Origin of the sequence: Klebsiella sp. S69 (assembly GCF_016516145.1) — a bacterium.
Classification (GTDB): Bacteria; Pseudomonadota; Gammaproteobacteria; order Enterobacterales; family Enterobacteriaceae; genus Klebsiella; species Klebsiella oxytoca.
Genome location: NZ_JACVUU010000004.1, coordinates 174,594 through 195,617, shown reverse-complemented (window position 1 = coordinate 195,617; position 21,024 = coordinate 174,594). Strand labels below are relative to the sequence as shown.

General features: G+C 58.2%; 12 protein-coding genes and 1 pseudogene. 7 read left to right on the top strand and 6 right to left on the bottom strand.

Annotated features, from left to right (window positions below):
* The first annotated feature begins 33 nt into the window (after positions 1–33).
* The 3 genes from IAE27_RS06270 to arcC are packed head-to-tail and all read left to right on the top strand — an operon-like array spanning position 34 to position 3,647.
* A complete protein-coding gene (locus tag IAE27_RS06270) occupies positions 34–1,245 on the top strand; it encodes a YgeY family selenium metabolism-linked hydrolase (protein WP_004113674.1) in 1,212 nt (403 codons plus the stop codon).
* Positions 1,246–1,295: 50 nt separating this feature from the next.
* Complete coding sequence (hydA, locus tag IAE27_RS06265; RefSeq protein WP_196548442.1) at positions 1,296–2,702, top strand: dihydropyrimidinase; 1,407 nt, start codon at positions 1,296–1,298, stop codon at positions 2,700–2,702.
* A 12-nt stretch (positions 2,703–2,714) separates the two neighbouring features.
* On the top strand, positions 2,715–3,647 hold the full coding sequence (arcC, locus tag IAE27_RS06260) for a carbamate kinase (protein WP_154022469.1): 933 nt from the start codon (positions 2,715–2,717) through the stop codon (positions 3,645–3,647).
* A gap of 107 nt (positions 3,648–3,754) precedes the next feature.
* On the opposite strand, the pseudogene IAE27_RS06255 reads toward arcC, so the two are convergent.
* Positions 3,755–4,531, bottom strand: a pseudogene (locus IAE27_RS06255) (XdhC family protein); the annotation flags it as partial.
* A gap of 531 nt (positions 4,532–5,062) precedes the next feature.
* Between IAE27_RS06255 and ygfK the strand changes: the two are divergent.
* Together ygfK and ssnA are read left to right on the top strand one after the other, a co-directional pair.
* Positions 5,063–8,167 carry a putative selenate reductase subunit YgfK gene (ygfK, locus tag IAE27_RS06250; RefSeq protein ID WP_023329835.1) on the top strand — a complete coding sequence of 1,035 codons (3,105 nt, stop codon included), beginning with the start codon at positions 5,063–5,065 and terminating at the stop codon, positions 8,165–8,167.
* Positions 8,168–8,169: 2 nt separating this feature from the next.
* Positions 8,170–9,501 carry a putative aminohydrolase SsnA gene (gene ssnA, locus IAE27_RS06245; RefSeq protein ID WP_187145452.1) on the top strand — a complete coding sequence of 444 codons (1,332 nt, stop codon included), beginning with the start codon at positions 8,170–8,172 and terminating at the stop codon, positions 9,499–9,501.
* Between the two features lie 98 nt (positions 9,502–9,599).
* Here ssnA and IAE27_RS06240 read toward each other — a convergent pair whose 3' ends face one another.
* Positions 9,600–10,076 carry a 4Fe-4S dicluster domain-containing protein gene (locus tag IAE27_RS06240; RefSeq protein ID WP_023329837.1) on the bottom strand — a complete coding sequence of 159 codons (477 nt, stop codon included), beginning with the start codon at positions 10,074–10,076 and terminating at the stop codon, positions 9,600–9,602.
* Positions 10,073–12,013 (bottom strand): formate-dependent uric acid utilization protein YgfT, encoded by a 1,941-nt coding sequence (gene ygfT, locus IAE27_RS06235; protein ID WP_023329838.1) that lies wholly within the window; start codon positions 12,011–12,013, stop codon positions 10,073–10,075. Before ygfT ends, IAE27_RS06240 begins: the two co-directional genes overlap by 4 nt.
* A gap of 510 nt (positions 12,014–12,523) precedes the next feature.
* On the opposite strand from ygfT, the gene IAE27_RS06230 reads away from it, so the two are divergent.
* Positions 12,524–13,999: a nucleobase:cation symporter-2 family protein gene (locus tag IAE27_RS06230; protein ID WP_004103176.1), complete on the top strand. Its 1,476-nt coding sequence runs from the start codon at positions 12,524–12,526 to the stop codon at positions 13,997–13,999.
* Positions 14,000–14,132: 133 nt separating this feature from the next.
* A complete protein-coding gene (gene fdhF / locus IAE27_RS06225) occupies positions 14,133–16,280 on the top strand; it encodes a formate dehydrogenase subunit alpha (protein ID WP_200092144.1) in 2,148 nt (715 codons plus the stop codon).
* 75 nt (positions 16,281–16,355) lie between these two features.
* On the opposite strand, the gene IAE27_RS06220 is transcribed toward fdhF, so the two are convergent.
* The 3 genes from IAE27_RS06220 to IAE27_RS06210 form a co-directional block, all read right to left on the bottom strand.
* Positions 16,356–16,961: an NTP transferase domain-containing protein gene (locus IAE27_RS06220; protein WP_004113683.1), complete on the bottom strand. Its 606-nt coding sequence runs from the start codon at positions 16,959–16,961 to the stop codon at positions 16,356–16,358.
* 65 nt (positions 16,962–17,026) lie between these two features.
* On the bottom strand, positions 17,027–17,485 hold the full coding sequence (locus tag IAE27_RS06215) for a (2Fe-2S)-binding protein (protein ID WP_004103181.1): 459 nt from the start codon (positions 17,483–17,485) through the stop codon (positions 17,027–17,029).
* A 12-nt stretch (positions 17,486–17,497) separates the two neighbouring features.
* Positions 17,498–20,710: a molybdopterin cofactor-binding domain-containing protein gene (locus IAE27_RS06210; RefSeq protein WP_023329840.1), complete on the bottom strand. Its 3,213-nt coding sequence runs from the start codon at positions 20,708–20,710 to the stop codon at positions 17,498–17,500.
* Positions 20,711–21,024: the final 314 nt, after the last annotated feature.

Genomic DNA, 21,024 nt, shown 5'->3' with positions numbered 1-21,024 from the left:
GGAAACCTGTATTCAGAACTGGAGAACATCCTTATGGCTAAGCAAATTCCGTTCAACGCGATCCTGGAAAAATCAAAACAGTATGAAAAAGAGATGACCCGCTTCCTGCGCGATATGATCGCCATCCCCAGCGAAAGCAGTGATGAGAAGCGCGTGGTGCACCGCATCAAAGAGGAGATGGAGAAAGTCGGGTTCGACAAAGTGGAAATCGATCCGATGGGTAACGTACTGGGCTACATCGGCCACGGCCCGCGTCTGGTCGCCATGGACGCGCACATTGATACCGTCGGCATTGGTAACATCAAAAACTGGAACTTCGACCCGTACGAAGGTATGGAGACCGATGAGCTGATCGGCGGACGCGGCGCGTCTGACCAGGAGGGCGGAATGGCCTCCATGGTTTATGCCGGTAAAATTATCAAAGATCTGGGTCTGGAAGATGAGTATACCCTGCTGGTGACCGGTACCGTTCAGGAGGAGGATTGCGACGGCCTGTGCTGGCAGTACATTATTGAACAATCCGGCATTCGTCCTGAATTTGTCGTCAGCACCGAACCCACCGACTGCCAGATTTACCGCGGCCAGCGCGGGCGTATGGAGATCCGCGTGGAAGTTCAGGGCGTCAGCTGCCACGGCTCCGCTCCGGAGCGCGGCGATAACGCCATCTTCAAAATGGCCCCCATTCTCACCGAGCTGGAACAACTTTCGCAGAAGCTGGGCTACGACGAGTTCCTCGGCAAAGGCACCCTGACCGTGTCAGAGATTTTCTTCACCTCGCCGAGCCGCTGCGCGGTGGCGGATAGCTGCGCCGTCTCCATTGACCGCCGTCTGACCTGGGGCGAAACCTGGGAAGGCGCGCTGGAAGAGATCCGCGCGCTGCCGGCGGTGAAAAAAGCCGCCGCGGTGGTCTCAATGTACAACTACGAACGCCCCTCCTGGACCGGGCTGGTCTACCCGACCGAATGCTACTTCCCGACCTGGAAAGTGGAAGAGAACCACTTCACCGTCCGCGCCCTGAGTAACGCCTACGAAGGTCTGTTCGGCAAAGCGCCGGTGGTGGATAAATGGACCTTCTCCACCAACGGCGTGTCAATTATGGGCCGCCACGGCATTCCGGTTATCGGTTTTGGGCCAGGGAAAGAGCCGGAAGCGCACGCGCCAAATGAGAAAACCTGGAAATCGCATCTGGTGACCTGCGCCGCAATGTATGCCGCCATCCCGCTGAGCTGGCTGGCAACGGAGTAATTGTTCGTCCTGTCTGCCGCCGCGCTCTGCGGCGGTATGTTGAGGTTTCTATGCGCGTACTGATTAAAAATGGCCTCGTCGTCAACGCCGACGGACAGGTAAAGCAGGACCTGCTCATTGAAGATGGCCTCGTCAAGCGCCTTGCCGATTCTATTGAGGCAGAACAACCCTGCGAAGTGATTGACGCCGAGGGCTGCTACGTGATGCCCGGCGGCGTCGACGTTCATACTCATTTCAATATTGACGTGGGGCTCGCCCGCAGCTGCGATGATTTTTTTACCGGAACCCGGGCCGCGGCCTGCGGCGGCACCACCACCATTGTTGATCATATGGGCTTTGGCCCCGTCGGCTGCCACCTGCGCCACCAGTTCGAAGTCTATCGCGGCTACGCCGCCTATAAAGCCGTTATCGACTACAGTTTTCACGGCGTTATCCAGCACGTTAACCACGGCATTCTCGACGAGATCCCGATGATGGTGGATAGCGGCATCAGCAGCTTTAAGCTCTATCTGACCTACCAGTACAAACTTAACGATGACGAGTTGCTGCAGGCAATGCGCCACCTGCAGCGCGCCGGCGCGCGGACGACGGTCCATCCGGAAAACGATGCCGCCATCGCCCAGCGCCGGGCGGAATTTATCAACGCCGGTAAAACCGCGCCGCGCTATCACGCCCTGAGCCGCCCGCTGGAGTGCGAGGCGGAAGCCATCGCCCGAACGATCAACCTCGCCAGGCTGGCGGGAAACGCGCCGCTCTATATTGTTCATCTTTCCAACGCCCTGGGCCTGGAGTATCTACGTCTTGCCAGAAGACGCCACCAGCCGGTGTGGGTAGAGACCTGCCCGCAGTATCTGCTGCTCGACGAGCGCTGCTACGAGCGTGAAGATGCGCTTAACTACCTGCTCAGCCCTCCCCTGCGCAACGCCAGTAATAACGATGCGCTATGGCGCGGCATCCATGATGGGGATATTGACACGGTCGCCACCGACCACTGCGCTTTCTCTGCCCAGCAGCGCAGGCAGATCTCCGGCGGCGACTTTAGCCGCTGTCCGAACGGTCTGCCCGGAGTAGAAAACCGCCTGTTGCTGCTGTTCTCGCACGGCGTGATGAGCGGGCGCATCACCCCCGAGCGCTTTGTGGCGCTCACCAGCGCCAATCCGGCGAAGCTGTTTGGTCTGTGGCCGCAGAAGGGTCTGCTGGCGCCCGGCGCCGATGGCGACGTGGTTATCATCGATCCACAGCGTACGACCACCATCCGCCATGCCATGCTGCACGACAACGCAGACTATTCACCCTATGAAGGCTTTATCTGCCAGGGCGCGATTCGCCAGACGCTCTCCCACGGCAGAGTGATCTTTGATAACGGCACCTTTACCGGCATCGCCGGACAGGGCCGCTTTTTACGCCGACAACCTTTTTCCACCGCTCACCAGACCGTCAGCGGAACAGAAACGTAATGAGAGGAAGCTATGAGTAAAAAAATTGTTCTCGCTCTCGGCGGGAATGCGCTGGGCGACGATCTCGCCGGACAGATGCGGGCCGTACAGCACACCGCCCGGACGATCGTCGATCTTATCTCCCTTGGTCACCAGGTGGTGGTCACTCACGGCAACGGCCCGCAGGTGGGCATGATTAATCAGGCCTTCGAGGCCGCGGCAAAAACCGAAGCCCACACACCGATGCTACCGATGTCGGTCTGCGTGGCTCTCAGCCAGGGCTACATCGGCTACGACCTGCAGAACGCGATTCGTGAAGAACTGCTCACGCGCCAGCTGGACATTCCGGTGGCCACCCTGATAACCCAGGTGGAAGTGGACGCTAACGATGAGGCTTTTCTTAATCCGACCAAGCCCATCGGCTCATTCTTCAGCAAAGAAGAGGCTGAAAAGCTGAGCCAAAACGGCTATATCATGAAAGAGGATGCCGGGCGCGGCTACCGTCGCGTCGTCGCGTCGCCAAAGCCGGTCGATATTATCGAAAAACAAACGGTAAAAGCGCTGATGGATGACTGCCACGTGGTGATCACCGTCGGCGGCGGCGGCATTCCGGTCATACGCGAAGGTAATCATCTGCGCGGCGCCAGCGCGGTCATCGACAAGGACTGGGCCAGCGCGAAGCTGGCGGAGATGATCGACGCCGATCTGCTGATCATCCTCACCGCCGTGGAGAAGGTGGCGATCAACTTCGGTAAACCTGACGAGCAGTGGCTGGATAACCTCTCCCTGCGCGATGCCGAACGTTTTATCGAAGAGGGACACTTTGCCAAAGGCTCTATGCTGCCAAAAGTGGAAGCCGCCGCCGCCTTCGCCCGCTCAGGCCCGGGGCGCAAAGCGCTGATCACGATGCTAAGCAAAGCCAAAGAGGGGATTGAAGGAAAAACGGGCACCATCGTAAGCCAATAAGCTGTACGCCACGGGTTGCCGGGAACCTCCCGGCAACTCTCCCCTGCTCTTCAGATTGCCACCGCCTCAGCCAGACAATCCGGCTGATAAGATTGCCGCACCTGATCCATAAGCCCCCCTGGCGCGCCGTTTTTCACCTGCAGGATTTCCGCCAGTACGCTGATAGCAATCTCGTTTGGCGTCTCGGCGCCGATGTCATAACCAATCGGTGCCCGCAGGCGGCTGATATCCGCCTCCTGCACGCCGTTCTCCCGCATCTGGCGTAAAAAAGCCTGCACTTTCCGTCGGCTTGCCAGCAGCCCAAGCCAGGCTACCGGCTGGGTTATCAGCCTGTCCAGCGCCTCGCGATCCTGATTGTTGGTGGCGATCAGTACGAAATCCTGCGGCCGCACCGCCATCACCTCGACCACTTCCGTAAAGCTGGAGCCATGGACCAACCTCGCCGAAAGCGGAAAAGCCTCCGGGCAAAGGCTGGCGGGATAGATATCGCCCACGCAGATGTCAAAATCCACCAGCGCCGCGGCATGGGCAACCGCACGATTGACGTGCCCGGCGCCGACCAACAGCAGGCGCGGGCGCAGGCCGTGAACGCTGATATAAACCGACATCGCGCCGCCGCAGTCGGAGCCCACGGCGTCGCTACCGGTGCGCGCCATGCGGCCGTGGAACATTCGCGACTCCCGCTCGCTCAGCGCCTCCAGCGCCTCATCGATGACTTTACGCTCCACCATCCCGCCGCCAATGGTGCCCACAATCGAGCCGTCCTCCCGGATGAGCATCTGAGCGGAGTGTCGGGGGGTAGAGCCCCGGCTTTCGACAATCTGCGCCAGGGCAAAGGGACGGTTCTGCTCCTCAAGTCGTGCAGCTTCTGCAAAAATATTCATACCAACCTCAAAGGCGATGTTTACGGCTCTATTTGATTATCTGCGATATTTCCCCGGGTTCTCAGTTTGAGAGTCTACCCGGCGTAGAAATAGCGTCGCAGCGACCCGTAGCAACTATGCAATATTTATACTTAGCCGCTATTTTTCATCGTAAATTGTGAGCCAGGTCATTTCGTTAGCCCTATTGACGCTGCAACGAGGGTATCTCATCGATTATTTCCTCTGTTGCCGCAGCAAAAATAAGCCGCCTGCTGAAATCACCGCCGAATAGCCGACATAAATTATCATTCTGATATTCCGGATCTGATTTTGAGAAATCTCGCCGAATGATAAAGCGTATTGATTTGAGTTCTCATTTACCCGCTATGGAATTATTCGCCCGGCATCGTCGAGTTTCGACCTGGTTCACAAATTAATTATTTCGCCGCCGCGGTTTGAATAACTGGTGTGATTGTTGCTCCTCTTTCGTTATCCGTCGGGATTATTACCACCGGCAATGTCGATCTTACAATGATATCTAAGGAGAGGGTTATGGGAGATATAATGCGTCCCGTGCCGTTTGAGGAGCTTTTAACGCGCATTTTCGACGAGTATCAGAGTCAGCGGACTATTTTTGGCATTCCCGAGCAACAGTTTTACACGCCGCAGGCGCAGAGGTCGATCGGCGTATTCGGCGAAAGCTGTGCGACGCCGCTCGGCCCGGCAGCCGGGCCGCATACCCAGCTGGCGCAAAACATCATTACCGCATGGCTCACTGGCGGGCGGTTTATCGAGCTGAAAACCGTACAGATCCTTGACCGTCTGGAGCTGGAAAAACCCTGTATCGATGCCGAAGATGAGTGCTTTAACACCGAATGGTCCACCGAATTTACCCTCAAGAAAGCCTGGGATGAATACCTGAAAGCCTGGTTCACGCTGCATCTGCTCGAGCAGGTCTTTCCGCTGGGCACCCATAAAGAGAGCAAGTCGTTTATTTTCAATATGAGCGTTGGCTACAACCTTGACGGTATTAAGCAGCCGCCAATGCAGGAATTTATCGACAATATGATGGACGCCTCCGCCCATCCTAAATTCGCCCAGTACCGCGACACCCTGAACCGCTGGCTGCAAAATAGAACCTTTATCGATCGCCTGCCAACATGCGCGCGCAAAGACGGGCTCGATAACCTTGCCCAGCGCGTGCCCGCCAGGCTGGTGGAAGGGGTGACCCTCTCGACGATGCACGGCTGTCCGCCGGATGAGATCGAAGCCATCTGCCGCTATATGCTGACGGAGAAAAACCTCAACACCTTTGTGAAGCTCAATCCGACCCTGCTCGGCTATCCACGCGTACGCCAGATCCTCGACGCCTGCGGCTTCGGCTATATCGGCCTTAGCGAAGAGTCATTTGACCACGACCTTAAGATCGACCGGGCGCTGGAGATGCTGACGCGCCTGATGGCGCTGGCGAAAGAGCGCAGCCTTGGCTTTGGCGTCAAGCTGACCAACACCCTCGGCACCGTCAATAACAAGGGGGCGCTGCCGGGAGATGAAATGTATATGTCCGGCCGCGCCCTGTTCCCGCTATCTATCAACGTGGCCGCCCTGCTCTCGCGGGCGTTTGACGGCAAGCTGCCGATCTCCTATTCCGGCGGCGCCAGCCAGCTGAATATTCGCGAAATTTTCGAAACCGGCATTCGCCCTATCACCATGGCCACCGACCTGCTGAAGCCGGGAGGATATCTGCGCCTGAGCGAGTGCATGCGCGAGCTGGAAAAAGCCGACGGCTGGAACATGACGCAGATCGACGTCGAGCGCCTCAACGCGCTGGCGGAAAAAGCGGTGAGCATGGACTACACCCAGAAACAGTGGAAGCCGGAAGAGCGCATTGATACCGGCGAGCCCCTGCCGCTGCTTGACTGCTACGTCGCCCCCTGCGTAACGGCCTGCGCCATTAAGCAGGATATTCCGGAATATATTCGCCTGCTGGGCGAGCATCGCTACGCCGACGCGCTGGAGCTAATCTATCAGCGTAACGCGTTGCCGGCCATTACCGGCCATATCTGCGACCACCAGTGCCAGTACAACTGTACGCGCCTGGATTACGACAGCGCGCTCAACATTCGTGAGCTGAAAAAAGTGGCGCTGGAGAAAGGCTGGGACGAGTACCGCAGCCGCTGGCACAAACCCGCGGGCTCCGGCTCCCAGCACCCGGTAGCGGTGATCGGCGCAGGCCCTGCGGGTCTCGCCGCCGGATACTTTCTCGCCCGCGCCGGGCATCCGGTCACGGTTTTTGAACGCGAAGCCAGCGCCGGGGGCGTGGTGCAGAATATCATTCCGCAGTTCCGCATTCCCGGCGAGCTTATCCAGCACGATATCGATTTTGTCGTCGCCCACGGCGTCAAAATTGAGTACGGCTGCGACCCGCATCTGAGCGTAGAAAAGCTGCAGGCGGAAGGTTTTCGTTATGTGCTGGTCGGCACCGGTACCGATAAAAACAGCGGCGTGAAGCTGCGCGGCGACAACCAGAACGTGCATAAGTCGCTGCAGTTCCTGCGCCAGTTCAACCGCGGCGACCGACTGGATCTGGGCAAACGCGTGGCCGTGGTCGGCGCCGGCAATACCGCGATGGACTGCGCCCGCGCGGCGCTACGCGTGCCGGGCGTGCAGAGCGCAACCATCGTCTATCGCCGTTCTCAGCAAGAGATGCCCGCCTGGCGCGAAGAGTACGATGAGGCGCTGCTCGACGGCGTTGACTTCGAGTGGCTATGCAACCCGGAACAGTTTAACGCCGACGGAACGCTCGTCGTACGCGTGATGAAGCTGGGCGAGCCGGATGAGAAAGGCCGCCGCCGTCCGGTAGAAACCGATGAGCTTCGCACGCTGAAAGTCGACTCCCTGATTACCGCCATCGGCGAGCAGCAGGACGGCGAAGCGCTGTCGGCAATGGGGATCCCGCTCGACCCGCAGGGCTGGCCGGTGGTCAACGCCGATGGCGAGACCAGCAAGCCGAACGTCTTTCTGATTGGCGACGTTCAGCGCGGCCCCTCTTCTATCGTCTCCGCTATCGGCAACGCGCGGCGGGCCACGGACGTGATCCTGGCGCGGGAGAATATCGCCAGCAGCTACGGGAATAAAGTCTGGAACAATGTCGATCCGGCGAAGGTGTATCAGCGTAAAGGCGCTATCGCCGTCACGCTGGTGGATAAAAACCAGCGCGAGGCTTTTGTCGAGCAGGAAGCCAGCCGCTGCCTGGAGTGCAACTACGTGTGCAGCAAATGCGTCGACGTCTGTCCAAACCGCGCCAATATTTCCGTGGCCGTCCCGGGGTTCCAGAATCGTTTCCAGACCCTGCACCTGGACGCTTATTGCAACGAATGCGGCAACTGCGCTCAGTTCTGCCCGTGGCAGGGGAAACCGTATAAAGACAAAATCACCGTATTCAGCCTCGAGCAGGATTTTGTCAACAGCACCAATCCGGGCTTCTTCGTCGAGGGCGCCAGCGTCAAAGTGCGTCAGAACGACCAGACGTGGCAGCTGGAAATTAACGACCGCGGCCAGTTTAACGAGGTACCGGCCCAGCTCGACGCCATGTGCCGCATCATAAGCCATATTCATCAGCATCAAAGCTATCTCCTGGGAGGCGTTGAAGTATGAGTATCCTGATCCTGAAAAATGCCACCGCCGCGCAGATCTATCCGGCGAAAGTGTGGGAGAACGTCGATATTGCCATTGAGGATGATAAAATTCTCGCCGTCGGCCCCGGCCTGTGCCAGCGCTATCCGCAGGCGCAGGTGAAAGAGATGCGCGGGCAACTGGTAATGCCCGGCATGGTCTGCTCTCACAATCACTTTTATTCCGGCCTGTCCCGGGGGATTCAGGCTAATATCGCCCCCAGCCCGGACTTTATCTCCACGCTGAAAAACCTGTGGTGGCGCCTTGACCGGGCGCTGGACGAAGAGTCGCTTTTCTACAGCGGGCTGATCTGCGCCATGGAGGCCGTGCGTAGCGGCTGCACGGCGGTTATCGATCATCATGCGTCGCCCCACTATATCGCTGGCTCCCTGAGCCAGCTGCGCAACGCTTTTCTCAAAATCGGGCTGCGCGGGATGACCTGCTTCGAAACGACCGACCGCAACTTTGGCAGCCGCGAGCTGCGCGACAGCGTTGAGGAGAACATTCGCTTTGCCAGAGAGATCGACGCCGCCCGCGAAAAAGGAGAGCAACCTTATCTGGTGGAGGCCCATATCGGCGCCCATGCGCCGTTCACCGTGCCTGATGAAGGCCTGGCGATGCTGCGCGAAGCGCTAAAAGCCACCGGCCGCGGCCTGCATATCCACGCGGCGGAAGACCGCTACGATGTTTCTCACAGCCATCACCTTTACGGCAAGGACCTGCTGGTGCGGCTGGCGGAGTTCGACCTTATCAACAGTAAGACGCTGATTGCTCACGGTCTGTATATCTCCGATGCCGACGTGGAGCTGCTCAATGCGCAGGACGGTTTCCTGGTGCATAACGCGCGCTCCAATATGAACAATCACGTCGGCTACAACCACCGCCTGCCGCAGATCCGTAATCTGGCGCTCGGCACCGACGGCATTGGTTCCGATATGTTCGAGGAGATGAAGTTTGCCTTCTTTAAACACCGCGACGCCGGCGGGCCGCTGTGGCCGGACAGCTTCGCGAAGGCGCTGAGTAACGGTAATGAACTGTTGAATCGCAACTTCAACGCCTACTTTGGCCGCCTTGAGGCGGGCTATAAAGCGGACCTCACCATTTGCGACTATATGGCGCCGACGCCGCTGATCGAGGAAAATATCGCCGGACATATCGCCTTCGGCCTGGGAGCAAACAGCGTGCGCAGCGTGATGGTGAACGGCGTGATGATCTACGAGGATCGCCAGTTCAGCTTCGACTGCGAGCCGATATTCCGCGAAGCGCAGAAAGTGGCGAAAAAAATGTGGGCGCGAATGGATGCGCTCCCCGCATAGCCCGTGCAAAAATGCTAAACCGGCCTGACAAGCCGGTTTTTTTTGCAGACAGCGCGCGTGAAATGACCCGGCAGCTTACGCGCCGCCGGGCGCAACGTTTATAGCGACAGCAGCGCGGCAGTAGCGATATTGCGCTGCTTTTGCAGCGCTCTGAGCTGCTCTTCGGTCATGATACTCAGCGCCGCCGTCGGGCAGACATCAACGCAGGCGGGGCCGCGCTCGCCGGTACCACAAAGGTCGCACTTGACGATAACCGGCGTCAGACCGGCCTCCACCTCGATGGTAATCGCCCCAAACGGGCAGGCGACAACGCAGCTCTGACAACCAATGCAGCGTCCGCCGTCGGCTTCAACTTTCTCCGCCCCCATACTCAGCGCCCCGGTCGGGCAGGCGCCCACGCAGGGCGCATTCTCGCACTGATGACACATCACCGGCACGCTAAGATCGTCGAGGCGCATCACCTTCAGGCGGGGATGGAACTCCGCCCCCGGCGCCACATGTTCCAGCGCACAGGCAACCTCACAGGTCCTGCAGCCGATGCAGGCCTCCGAACTGGCAACGATAAAACTGGTCATATCTCCTCCCGGGCCCTGAATTGCGTCAACATCTCGCTGGCCGCCTGCCGCCCGGCGACCATGGCGGTAACCACCAGGTCCGCCCCGGTCACGGCGTCGCCGCCAGCAAAGATTTTGTCATGGCTGGTTTGCGTCGTTCCGCGCCCTTTTCCACCGGTGACTATCTGCCCCCAGCGGTCCAGCTTAATGCCGTGGCCGCGTAGCCACGGCATCTCGTGAGCCTGAAAGCCAAACGCCATAATGAGCACATCGGCTTGAAGTTCAAACCCGGAATCCGGGATCGGCTGCGGCCGGCGGCGGCCGTCCGGCCCCGGCTCGCCCATCTTCGTGCGGATCATCTCCACCGCGCAGACCTGCCCCTTACGGTTGAGCTGAATGCGCTGCGGCTGCACGTTAAACTCAAATTTCACGCCCTCTTCCCGCGCATTCACCACCTCTTTTTTCGATCCGGGCATACTCAGTTCATCGCGACGGTAAGCGCAGGTCACGCTCGCTGCGCCGCGGCGAACGGCGGTGCGCAGACAGTCCATCGCCGTATCTCCCCCGCCAAGCACCACCACGCGTTTCCCCTTGATGTCGGTCAGCGGATACTCGGCGCTCTCTTCAAGCCCCATCACCTCGCGGGTGCTGGCAATCAGGAACGGCAGGGCCTGAATCACGCCGGGGGCGTTCTCTCCCTCCAGACCGGCGGCCATCAGACCGTAGGTGCCCACGCCGAGGAAGACGGCGTCATAGTTTTTCAGCAGATCGGCAAAAGCCACGTCGCGACCCACCTCCTGATTGAGATGAAAATTGACGCCCATGGCGCTAAAAATGTCGCGGCGCATCTCAAGCACCTTTTTATCCAGCTTGAACGGCGGGATACCGAAGGTCAGCAGACCGCCGATCTCCGGATGACGGTCAAAAACGTCAACGTGCACGCCCGCGCGTACGAGAATATCGGCGCAGCCCAGACCGGCAGGCCCGGCGCCGATCACCGCCACCCGCTCCGGTCGCGGGGCCACTTTGCCGATTGTCGGCCGCCAGCCCATCGCCAGCGCGGTATCGGTGATATAGCGCTCAAGGTTGCCAATGGCGACCGAGCCGCCTTCGTTCTTGAGCGTGCAGGCCCCTTCGCACAGCCTGTCCTGTGGACAGACCCGGCCGCAAATCTCCGGCAGGGAGCTGCTCTGATGGCATAACTCCGCCGCCTCGATAATCTTGCCCTCGTTCACCAGGCGAATGAAATCGGGAATATGATTATGTAAAGGACAGGTCCAGTTGCACCATGCCTTCTGCGCGCAGTAGAGACAGCGTTCGCTCTCATACTCCGCATCGCACTCGCTCAGCGGCTGATAGATTTCCCGGAAGTGCTGCATGCGGTCATCGGCGGGCACTTTTTTTGCGCCAACGCGCGGAGGTTTATTGAGTATCGCCCGACGTCTTACGCCACGAACGGCTTCCAGCGGGGTTTCCAGCGCGGAGCGGATCTGCCGCGCGGTACGCAGCTGGTTAACCGCGGCTTCATCCATCAGACGCAGCGCCTGGGTTGGACAGCTGGCCACGCACGCCTGCTGACCGGAAGGATGCTGACGGCAAAGATCGCATTTCTGCGCCAGCTGCGGCGCGTCGTCATCGTTGGCCACCATCTCAATCGCCCCAAAGGGACAGGCGATGACGCAGTTTTTACAGCCGATGCACAGCGCCTCTGTAAACTGAACGCTGTCGTTGGCTACGATCAGCGCCTGGGTCGGGCAAGCGCCGACGCAGGGAGCGTCGTTGCAGTGGCGGCAGGTTGTCGCACTGCTGGCGTTGCGGTGGAAGAACACCCGAATACGCGGCAGAAAGTCGCTGCGCTGCTGGGGCCAGCTGTCCTGGCGATGAGAGGTGACGCAGGCCACTTCACAGGCGTGGCAGCCAATACAGTTTGCAGAATCGGCAACAATAAATTTATTCATTTGCTTCCCTTTATTATTCCAGGACTCACCGGGAAGCGATGCAATAATCAGGCGATTTTTTTCAGGGTATTCATATGCTGCTCATTTTTGCGAGCCGCCTCAAAAAAAAGTGCCCCTCAGAGTAACGGCGAGATAATTATCCACGCGCGCTGAGGGAAAATTATTCGCTGCGTTCTGGATGTAATCATGTTGATAATTCAACGTATCGTGCGTAATACCAAAATGAGATTGTCCCTATCTCAATGTGATAGCGCATATTTTTTACCAACGCGTCTTATTTAAAGATATTGCCCTCAGAGAGATATTCCGCCCTTTTTCCCGTGAGTTATTTCACACAATTCCTCTTCGATTCTCCGGATATTTATTTTTGGCACATCTTACGCATATCACTCAACGTGCGCGCAACACGCTGGTGAACGCATCAGCTCAGGGAGGCAGCGGCCTTCGAATCGTAACTTCGGCTCCGTTCACGTTTATACGGAGTGAAGTCGTACAGGAGATAACAACTTCATGAAAGATATCGCCAATTCCGCCTCACGCAACGGTCATTCAACCGCACCGGTTGATGAGGTTTTACCCGTTACGCAAATGATTCTTTATGGACTACAGCACGTGCTGGTGATGTATGCGGGCGCCGTGGCGGTTCCGCTCGTTGTGGGTAATGCGGTAGGGCTCCCGCCGGAGCACATTATTTTACTGATTAGCGCCGACCTGTTTATCTGCGGCGCGGCCACCATCGTACAGTCGCTGGGGGTCGGTAAGTGGCTCGGCTGTCGGCTGCCGCTAATCCAGGGTTGTACCTTCGCCGCGCTGATCCCGATGGTGTTGATCGGCAAGGAGTATGGGATCGGCGGTATTTCCGGGGCGGTGATCGTCTCCGGTATTTTCATCCTCTGCTGCGCCCCGTGGATTAGCAAGCTCATCCGCTTCTTTCCCAAGGTGGTCATGGGCAGCATCGTCACGCTTATCGGCATGTCTATTATGCCGGTCGCTGGCGGGTGGATCGGCGGCGGCAGCAGCGAGATGAGCGGCTTTGGCGCCCCCTTCTCGCTGCTGATGGCGGCGATTACTCTGGTGATTATTCTTAATATTTACACTTTTGCCTCCGGCGTTGTGAAAAATACGTCGGTACTGATCGGCCTGATTATCGGCACCGTACTCTGGAGCTGCTTTAAGCCTCTCGACTTTAGTCTGGTCCACGCCACACCCTGGCTCCATCTACCGACCCTGATGCCGTTTGCCAAACCTGAATTTCATATTATCCCCGTCGCCCTGCTATCAATGGTCATGGTGGTGGTCATGGTGGAAACCATGTCCTCAATGATGGCGACCGGGGATATCGTCGGGAAAAAAGTTGACGCAAAAATGCTGCGCAACGGCCTTAACACCTGCGGCATCGCGACCACTATCTGCGGCTTTTTTAATCTGTTTCCCTACGCCGCGTTCGCGCAGAACGTCGGCCTGATCGGTTTAACCGGGGTACGCAGCCGCTTTGTGGTGTCGGTCTCCGGTATCATTCTGATTCTGATGGGTGTGTTCTCAAGGATGGCGGCGCTGGTGGTGCTGATACCAAAGCCGATCCTCGGCGGCGCAGGCATCGTCATGTTCGGTATGGTGGCCGTCTCCGGTATTCGTACCCTGGGGCAGGTGAACTATCGCAACAATAATAACGGCATGGTCGTGGCGTTGACCCTCGGCCTCGGCATGATGCCGGTGCTGGTGCCCAATCTGTTTACCCAGTTTCCGCCGATGGTTCAGCTGTTTCTGCACAGCGGGATTACCATCGGTACCCTGACGGCTATCGTCGCCAACCTCACCCTCAACGGCAGCGTGCCTTTCCGCGTTAACCACGAAACGCCGGTCCCCGATCCGGCTCCGCCTAGCTCAGCGGCGCGCAATATGGCCGTCAGAACCGTCAGAATGTGGCTCCTGCTGCGCAAAGTTCAGAAGGAGAGACAGCCTGAAGAAGCCCAGGAGGGACAGTAATGCCCACCCGAATCCTGTTTGCCTTGATCACCCTGCTGCTGCTGGCGATACCCGTCGTGCAGCAGGGAATAGCGCAGGGCCTTAGCGGCCGCTTTAGTTATGCCCTGCTGTTCTAAGTTTAAGGACCACTGCTATGAAGAGAGTAACGACCGTCTGCCCCTACTGCGCCTCCGGCTGCAAAATGCAGCTCACGGTAGAGGAGGGAAAAATTACCCGCGCCGACGCCGCGATGGGGAAAAACAATCAGGGCACTCTGTGCCTTAAGGGCTACTACGGCTGGGATTTTATTGACTACCCGCAGATCCTCACGCCGCGCCTGAAAACCCCTATGATCCGCCGCCAGCGCGGCGGCAAACTGGAATCCGTCTCCTGGGACGAAGCGCTCGATTATGTGGCAAATCGCCTCAGCGACATCAAGGCGAAATACGGACCGGACGCGATTCAGACCACCGGCTCTTCGCGCGCCACCGGCAACGAAACCAACTACATCATGCAAAAATTTGCGCGCGCCGTTATTGGTACCAATAACGTCGACTGCTGCGCACGCGTCTGACACGGCCCTTCGGTTGCAGGTCTGCACCAGTCGGTCGGCAACGGCGCAATGAGTAATGCCATCACCGAGATCGATAATACCGATCTGGTGTTTATTTTCGGCTATAACCCGGCGGATTCGCACCCGATCGTGGCGAATCACATCCTCAATGCTAAACGCAACGGGGCCAAAATCATCGTCTGCGATCCGCGCAAAATCGAAACCGCGCGCATTGCCGACCTGCATCTGGCCCTGAAAAACGGTTCCAATATTGCTCTGCTCAACGCCATCGGGCAGGTGATTATTGCAGAGGATCTCTACGATAAATCCTTTGTCGCCGGGCGTTCCGAAGGTTTCGAAGCGTATCGCAAAATCGTCGGAGGCTATACGCCGGAGTCGGTGGAAGCCATCACCGGCGTCAGCGCCAGGCAGATTCGCGAATGCGCGCGGCTGTATGCCACCGCCGGAAACGCCATGATTCTGTGGGGAATGGGCGTGACCCAGTTCTGGCAGGGCGTTGAAACGGTGCGTTCCCTGACCAGCCTGGCGATCCTCACTGGCAATCTGGGGAAACCGCACGTCGGCGTTAATCCGGTGCGCGGCCAGAATAACGTCCAGGGCGCCTGCGACATGGGGGCGCTGCCGGACACCTATCCCGGCTATCAGTACGTGAAATTTCCGGAGAACCGCGAGAAGTTCGCCAAAGCCTGGGGCGTCGGGAGCCTGCCGGAAAACCCTGGCTACCGCATCAGCGAGCTGCCGCACCGCGTAGCGCACGGCGAAGTGCGGGCGGCGTATATCATGGGAGAGGATCCGCTCCAGACCGATGCCGAGCTTTCCGCCGTGCGTCAGGCCTTCGAAGAGATGGAGCTGGTCATCGTCCAGGATATCTTTATGACCAAAACCGCCGCGGCGGCCGATGTGATTCTGCCCTCGACCTCATGGGGCGAGCATGAAGGCGTCTATACCGCAGCGGACCGCGGCTTCCAGCGGTTTTTCAAGGCGGTAGAGCCGAAGTGGGATCTGAAAACCGACTGGCAGATCATCTGTGAGATCGCCACCCGTATGGGTTATCCGATGAAGTACGACAACACCCAGCAGATCTGGGATGAACTCCGCCACCTGTGCCCCAACTTCTTCGGCGCGACCTACGAGAAAATGGGGGAACTGGGCTACGTGCAGTGGCCGTGTCGCGACGAGTCGGAGGCGGACCAGGGCACTTCGTATCTGTTTGCGGAACGTTTCTCCACCCCGAACGGGCTGGCGCAGTTCTTCACCTGCGAATGGCAAGCGCCGATCGATAAGCTGAGCGACGAGTATCCACTGGTGCTCTCCACGGTGCGCGAAGTGGGCCACTACTCCTGCCGTTCGATGACCGGCAACTGCGCGGCGCTGGCCAAACTGGCGGACGAACCGGGCTACATCCAGATCAACACCGCCGACGCAAAACGTCTCGGCATTGAGGACGAAGAACTTGTGTGGGTTAACTCGCGCAAAGGCAAGGTGATTTCCCGGGCGAAGATCAGCGACAGGCCGAATAAAGGGGCCGTCTATATGACCTATCAATGGTGGATCGGCGCCTGCAACGAGCTGGTCACCGAGAATCTTAGCCCAATCACCAAAACCCCGGAGTACAAGTACTGCGCCGTTAACGTTGAGCGCATTGCCGATCGGCAAGCCGCCGAAAGGTACGTCATTGAGGAATACAGTAAGCTGAAAGCCCACCTGCGCGAAAGCGCCGCGGGGTAAAAAAATATCGCCCCGGCGGTCAATCCCCGGGGCGATATTGTCTCTGCTTATTTTTTCTGGTGACGTCCATCAACGCTATCCGACAGCCGTCAGATCCTTGCGGCAGCGGCGCGCGACCGCAAGATACTGCTGCGGAGTGTCTACATCCCAGTGAATTCCCTGATTCTCCACCGGGATAACGCGTACTGCCATCTGACCGATGACCTCCCTCAGGGTGACCTCTTCCGCCGCGTGGTTAATCAAAGATATCGCCCGCTGCGGCAGAAGTACCGGGTGGCCTTTTCCGCGATCGTAAGCCGGAATGAGGCAGCTTTCCGCGTCGGCGTTGGCCCATAGCCTGCGGTATACGCCCGGCGTGACCTCCGGCATATCGCCCAGCGCCAGAAAGAAACGCGAAGCGCGGATATGGCTCACCCCGCACTGAATCGAAGAGAACATGCCCTCCTGATATCGCGGGTTAAAGACCACCTCAACGCCCGGATGGTCCTGATAGCACGCGGCCAACTCATCGCCGCGAAACCCCGTGACCAGCACCACCCGATCGCAGAACGCCAGGGCGCTGGCAAGGGCGCTATCCAGAATCGTTCCTTCACCCCACGGCATCATCATTTTCCACTTGCCCATGCGGCTTGAGAGCCCGGCAGCCAGCATAATGCACTGCTTATCGACTTTTTTGCTCATTGTCATCCTCCTCCTGCGGCCGAAAAAGCGCCGCCGTCAACTGGCGACGGCGGCGCTTACGATGGTCAGGATTTCAACACGGCTTTAATCGAGGTGATGATCGGCTGATATCCCGTACAGCGGCAGATATTTCCCTCCAGCGCCTCTTTCAGCTCATCGTCGCTGGGGGCCGGGTTGGCATCCAGCAGCGCTTTAGCGCTCATCAATACGCCGGGGGTGCAGAAGCCGCACTGAACGCCGCCGTGACGAATAAAGGCATTCTGCAATTTTTTGCCGACCGGATCGTGATGCAGCGCTTCGACGGTAGTGACCTCCGCCCCGTTGCACTGGGCGGCCAGCAGCAGGCAGGAGCAGACCGATTTTCCGTCCAGAATGACGGTGCAGGCGCCGCACTCACCCACCGAACAGCCCTCTTTGGTGCCGGTTAACTTGAGATCTTCACGTAGAAAATCGATCAGGCGGACATTGTCTTTAACATCTCGGGCAATGCGGATGCCATTCACTTTTAGCTCAATATGGTTCATGTTCATGGCTCCTTATTTCTTCTGCTCTGTCATGACTTCCTGCAGCATCTGCCGGAACATATCGATAAATACGGGGACTTTATAGGGGGCTGACCAGCGTCCGCCGATGGCTTTTTCTACCTTGTCGTGAAGCACGCCGGCCGCATAGTCGATGGTGGCGGCGTCTAGCACCTTACCGGTGAGCGCCTGCTCAACCTCAGTCAGCCGCTGCGGTTTAGCCATCAGCGCGCCATCCACCAGACGGCACAGGCGAACCACGCCCTTATCGACCATGAACTGCCCGGTTAAGCTCTGGCGCGTAATGTTCAACGCATTGCGCCGGCCAAGCTGCAGATAGCGATTGATCAGCGGTTGCTGCGTCGGCGCCGGCAGGATAAAGCGGACCACCAGCTCATCGGGTTCAAGAAGGGTGCGATAGCCGCCCACGACGAATTCGCTGACCGGCATCCGGCGCGTTCCGCGCGCGCTGCGCAGCTCGACTTCCGCATCATAGATAATGAGCGGCGGCATGGAGTCCGCGCACGGGGCGGCGTTGACGATATTGCCGCCGATCGTTGCCCGATTGCGCAGCTGCAGGGAGCCGACGGTTTTACAGGCAGTGACCAGTAGCGGATAGCGCTGCTGAATCAACGGATGCTTAACCAGATCGGTAAAGCAGACGCCGGAACCAATTGAGACGCCACCCTCAACGTCAAAAATCTCCTTCAGCTCCGCCAGCCCGGCAATATTAACAAGCGGCACTTCGCCGGACAGCATCCGGGCCTGAACCAGCACATCGGTACCGCCGGCAATAGGCATTGCCCCCTTCTCGGCCATCAGCGTCAGAGCCTCTTTCAGGGTTTGCGGGACGCTCAGCGACAGGGTGTTGAGGCGGTGAACCTGTTTCTTATCGCTCGATTCCAGCATCTGCTCGCTCTGGCGTTCCGGCTTCTTAAGGTTATAGCCGAGGCGAACCTGTTCAAGCGTCAGCGGCAGGGTCCGGTTGGGTCGGTCGATGGCGAAGCTCACCGCGTTGTTGAGGGCCGCAGCGCCCAGTTCGAGCACCGGTTCGCCGATAACCTTCGCCCCCATCGGGCCCGCTTTATCATAGTTTTCCACCGCGATGATATCGATGTGCGGCATATCCTTGATGGTCGGCAGCAGATAGGTATCGAAGTTTTCCGATTTCACCACGCCGTGCTCGGTGTTGAAATCCTCCAGCATGCCGTAGCCGATCATCCCCTGCAGCACGCCGCCGTAAACCTGGCCGCTAAAGCCAACCGGGTTAATGACTTTTCCCACATCGTGAGTGGCGACGACGTTATTGACGGTAATTTTACCGGTGCGCATATCCACCGCCACGTCGGCCAGCTGGCAGCCGTACACCCAGGTGAAATAGGGGCTGCCGCAGCCTTTCTCTTCATCCCAGTGAATATTCGGCGCCACGTGCCAGCCGTAGGCGGAGAGGTTTGCCCCGGTAGCCCGAGTCATATCGCACACCTGCTGGAAACTGAGACTCAGCTCCGGGTTGTGGCGGTTGAACACTTTGCCATTTTGCCAGGCAATATCGTCAATGCTCTGCGCTTTTAGCGTTTCCCTGACGGCGTCCGCCATGCGTTGTTTAATTTTGTTCGCCGCGCTCAGAATCGCCTGCCCGCCCATCAGGGTACCGCGCGAAGCGACCGTTGAGCCGCCGTCGGCGATCATCGCGGTGGCCGGTTCGCTAAACATCACCCGATCGAGCGCAATACCGAACGCTTCCGCCGCCAGCAGCGACATGGTGGTCTGCAGCCCCTGCCCGTTCTCGGATACCGAAGTGGAAATGTTCACGCTGGCGTCGGCATTCACCTGAATCAGGGCCGAGGACGCATCCAGCCCCTCCGCCCCCAGAGAGCAGCCGCGATGGCTCAGTGCGAAGCCGATCCCGTAGCGAATCGGGCCGCCTTCCGCGTTAAGCTTTTTGTAGTGCTCGCGTTTGGCCTCGTATTCGGCCTTGAGCAGCGTCTTCTCCAGCACCTCCTGCGCGGAGACGGTATGTTCGCTGAAGACCTGCCCGGCCATGCTGGTATCGCCCTGTTTGAGAATATTGCGCAAACGGAATTCGACGGGCGACAGTCCCAGTTCGCCCGCCACGTCATCCATCAGCGATTCGTTGGCGAAAATGACCTGCGGCGCGCCGTAGCCGCGGTAGGCCGAGGTGTAGTTGTTGTTGGTATACACCCCCACCAGGTCGACGCGCACGTTAGGAATATTATAGGGGCCCGCCGCCTGGACGGAACTGCGCCAGGTGACAAACACCGTCTGGCCGCAGTAGCTGCCGCCATCGGCGATGATGTCAATTTTAATCGCCTGAATACGCGCGTCGTCGTCCACGCCAATGCGGTATTTCATCTTATAAGGATGGCGCTTGTAGCTCTCGCGCATCGACTGTTCACGGTTATAGGAGATCTTAACCGGCCGTCCGGTCAGGTGCACCAGCAGCGCCGCGCGGCAGGAGACGTTATCGATAATGTCATCCTTACCGCCGAAGGAGCCGCCGAGGACCGAACGCTTAATATTGACTTTCGCCTGGGGCAGGTCGAGATATTTGGCAATCACCGCCCGGGTGCGGTGAGCGTTCTGAATCGACCCTTCAATGGTCATGATCTGTTCATTATTGTCCAGATAGGCAGTAATGGACTCCGGCTCAATATAGCCATGCTCCTGAAAACCCACTTCATATTCACGTTCAAAGATATGGGTGGAGGCGGCAAAGCCGGCTTCTATATCGCCCTTCGCCGTGTGGTGGCGATTGATGATATTGCTATCGAGTTCGCTGTGGATAAGGCGCGCCCCGGGCTTCATAGCCTCTTCCGGCGAAGTAATCGGTTCCCACGGGGTATAGGTGATTTTGATTTTATCGACGGCAATGCAGGCCGCCTCATAGGATTCCGCCGCCACGACGGCTACCACGTCGCCGCGGTAGGCGATCTCCTTGTCAATAATCGGCGGATGATCGGGAACAATCGCCCCCAGTTTGCGCTGGCCGGGTATATCGTCCCAGGTGGCGATGCGCACGACCCCCGGGACTTTTTCCGCCTCCGACAGGTCGAGAGAATCAATACGCCCGGCAGGGATATCGACGTAGCGGCATACGCCATACAGCATATTATTCATGGTGATGTCATCGCCGTAGACAGCTTTACCCGTCACCTTGGCGAGCCCGTCTACGCGGGGCACCTCACTGCCAACAAGCACTGTATCCATATTATTCAGTCTCCACTCACAAAGAAAGATGACTGAATAAAGCAATGGCTATGCCACCTATAAATAAAGGGTTATTTGAGGGTAAGTTATGTGAAGCATCTCTAAAAAAACCTGCCGCTGAAAAAATATGACATGGATAAGCCTGCCTGGTAATTATCAAAAAGAGAACAGGCGTATCACTATGATAATCGGTTGTTCTCAATTCTCTTTCCCGGGGCCGCCCCGCCGCTAATCATTGACGACATACATAGTTCTCAGCCTTCGCTTGCGGTCAAAAAGCGGACTCAGGAGGTTAAGCCGTGAATGTTAACGCT

Coding starts and splice junctions, on each gene's coding strand:
- IAE27_RS06270 (WP_004113674.1), top strand. CDS start 34: ATGGCTAAGCAAATTCCGTTCAACGCGATCCTGGAAAAATCAAAACAG.
- hydA (WP_196548442.1), top strand. CDS start 1,296: ATGCGCGTACTGATTAAAAATGGCCTCGTCGTCAACGCCGACGGACAG.
- arcC (WP_154022469.1), top strand. CDS start 2,715: ATGAGTAAAAAAATTGTTCTCGCTCTCGGCGGGAATGCGCTGGGCGAC.
- ygfK (WP_023329835.1), top strand. CDS start 5,063: ATGGGAGATATAATGCGTCCCGTGCCGTTTGAGGAGCTTTTAACGCGC.
- IAE27_RS06240 (WP_023329837.1), bottom strand. CDS start 10,076: ATGACCAGTTTTATCGTTGCCAGTTCGGAGGCCTGCATCGGCTGCAGG.
- ygfT (WP_023329838.1), bottom strand. CDS start 12,013: ATGAATAAATTTATTGTTGCCGATTCTGCAAACTGTATTGGCTGCCAC.
- IAE27_RS06230 (WP_004103176.1), top strand. CDS start 12,524: ATGAAAGATATCGCCAATTCCGCCTCACGCAACGGTCATTCAACCGCA.
- IAE27_RS06220 (WP_004113683.1), bottom strand. CDS start 16,961: ATGAGCAAAAAAGTCGATAAGCAGTGCATTATGCTGGCTGCCGGGCTC.
- IAE27_RS06215 (WP_004103181.1), bottom strand. CDS start 17,485: ATGAACCATATTGAGCTAAAAGTGAATGGCATCCGCATTGCCCGAGAT.
- IAE27_RS06210 (WP_023329840.1), bottom strand. CDS start 20,710: ATGGATACAGTGCTTGTTGGCAGTGAGGTGCCCCGCGTAGACGGGCTC.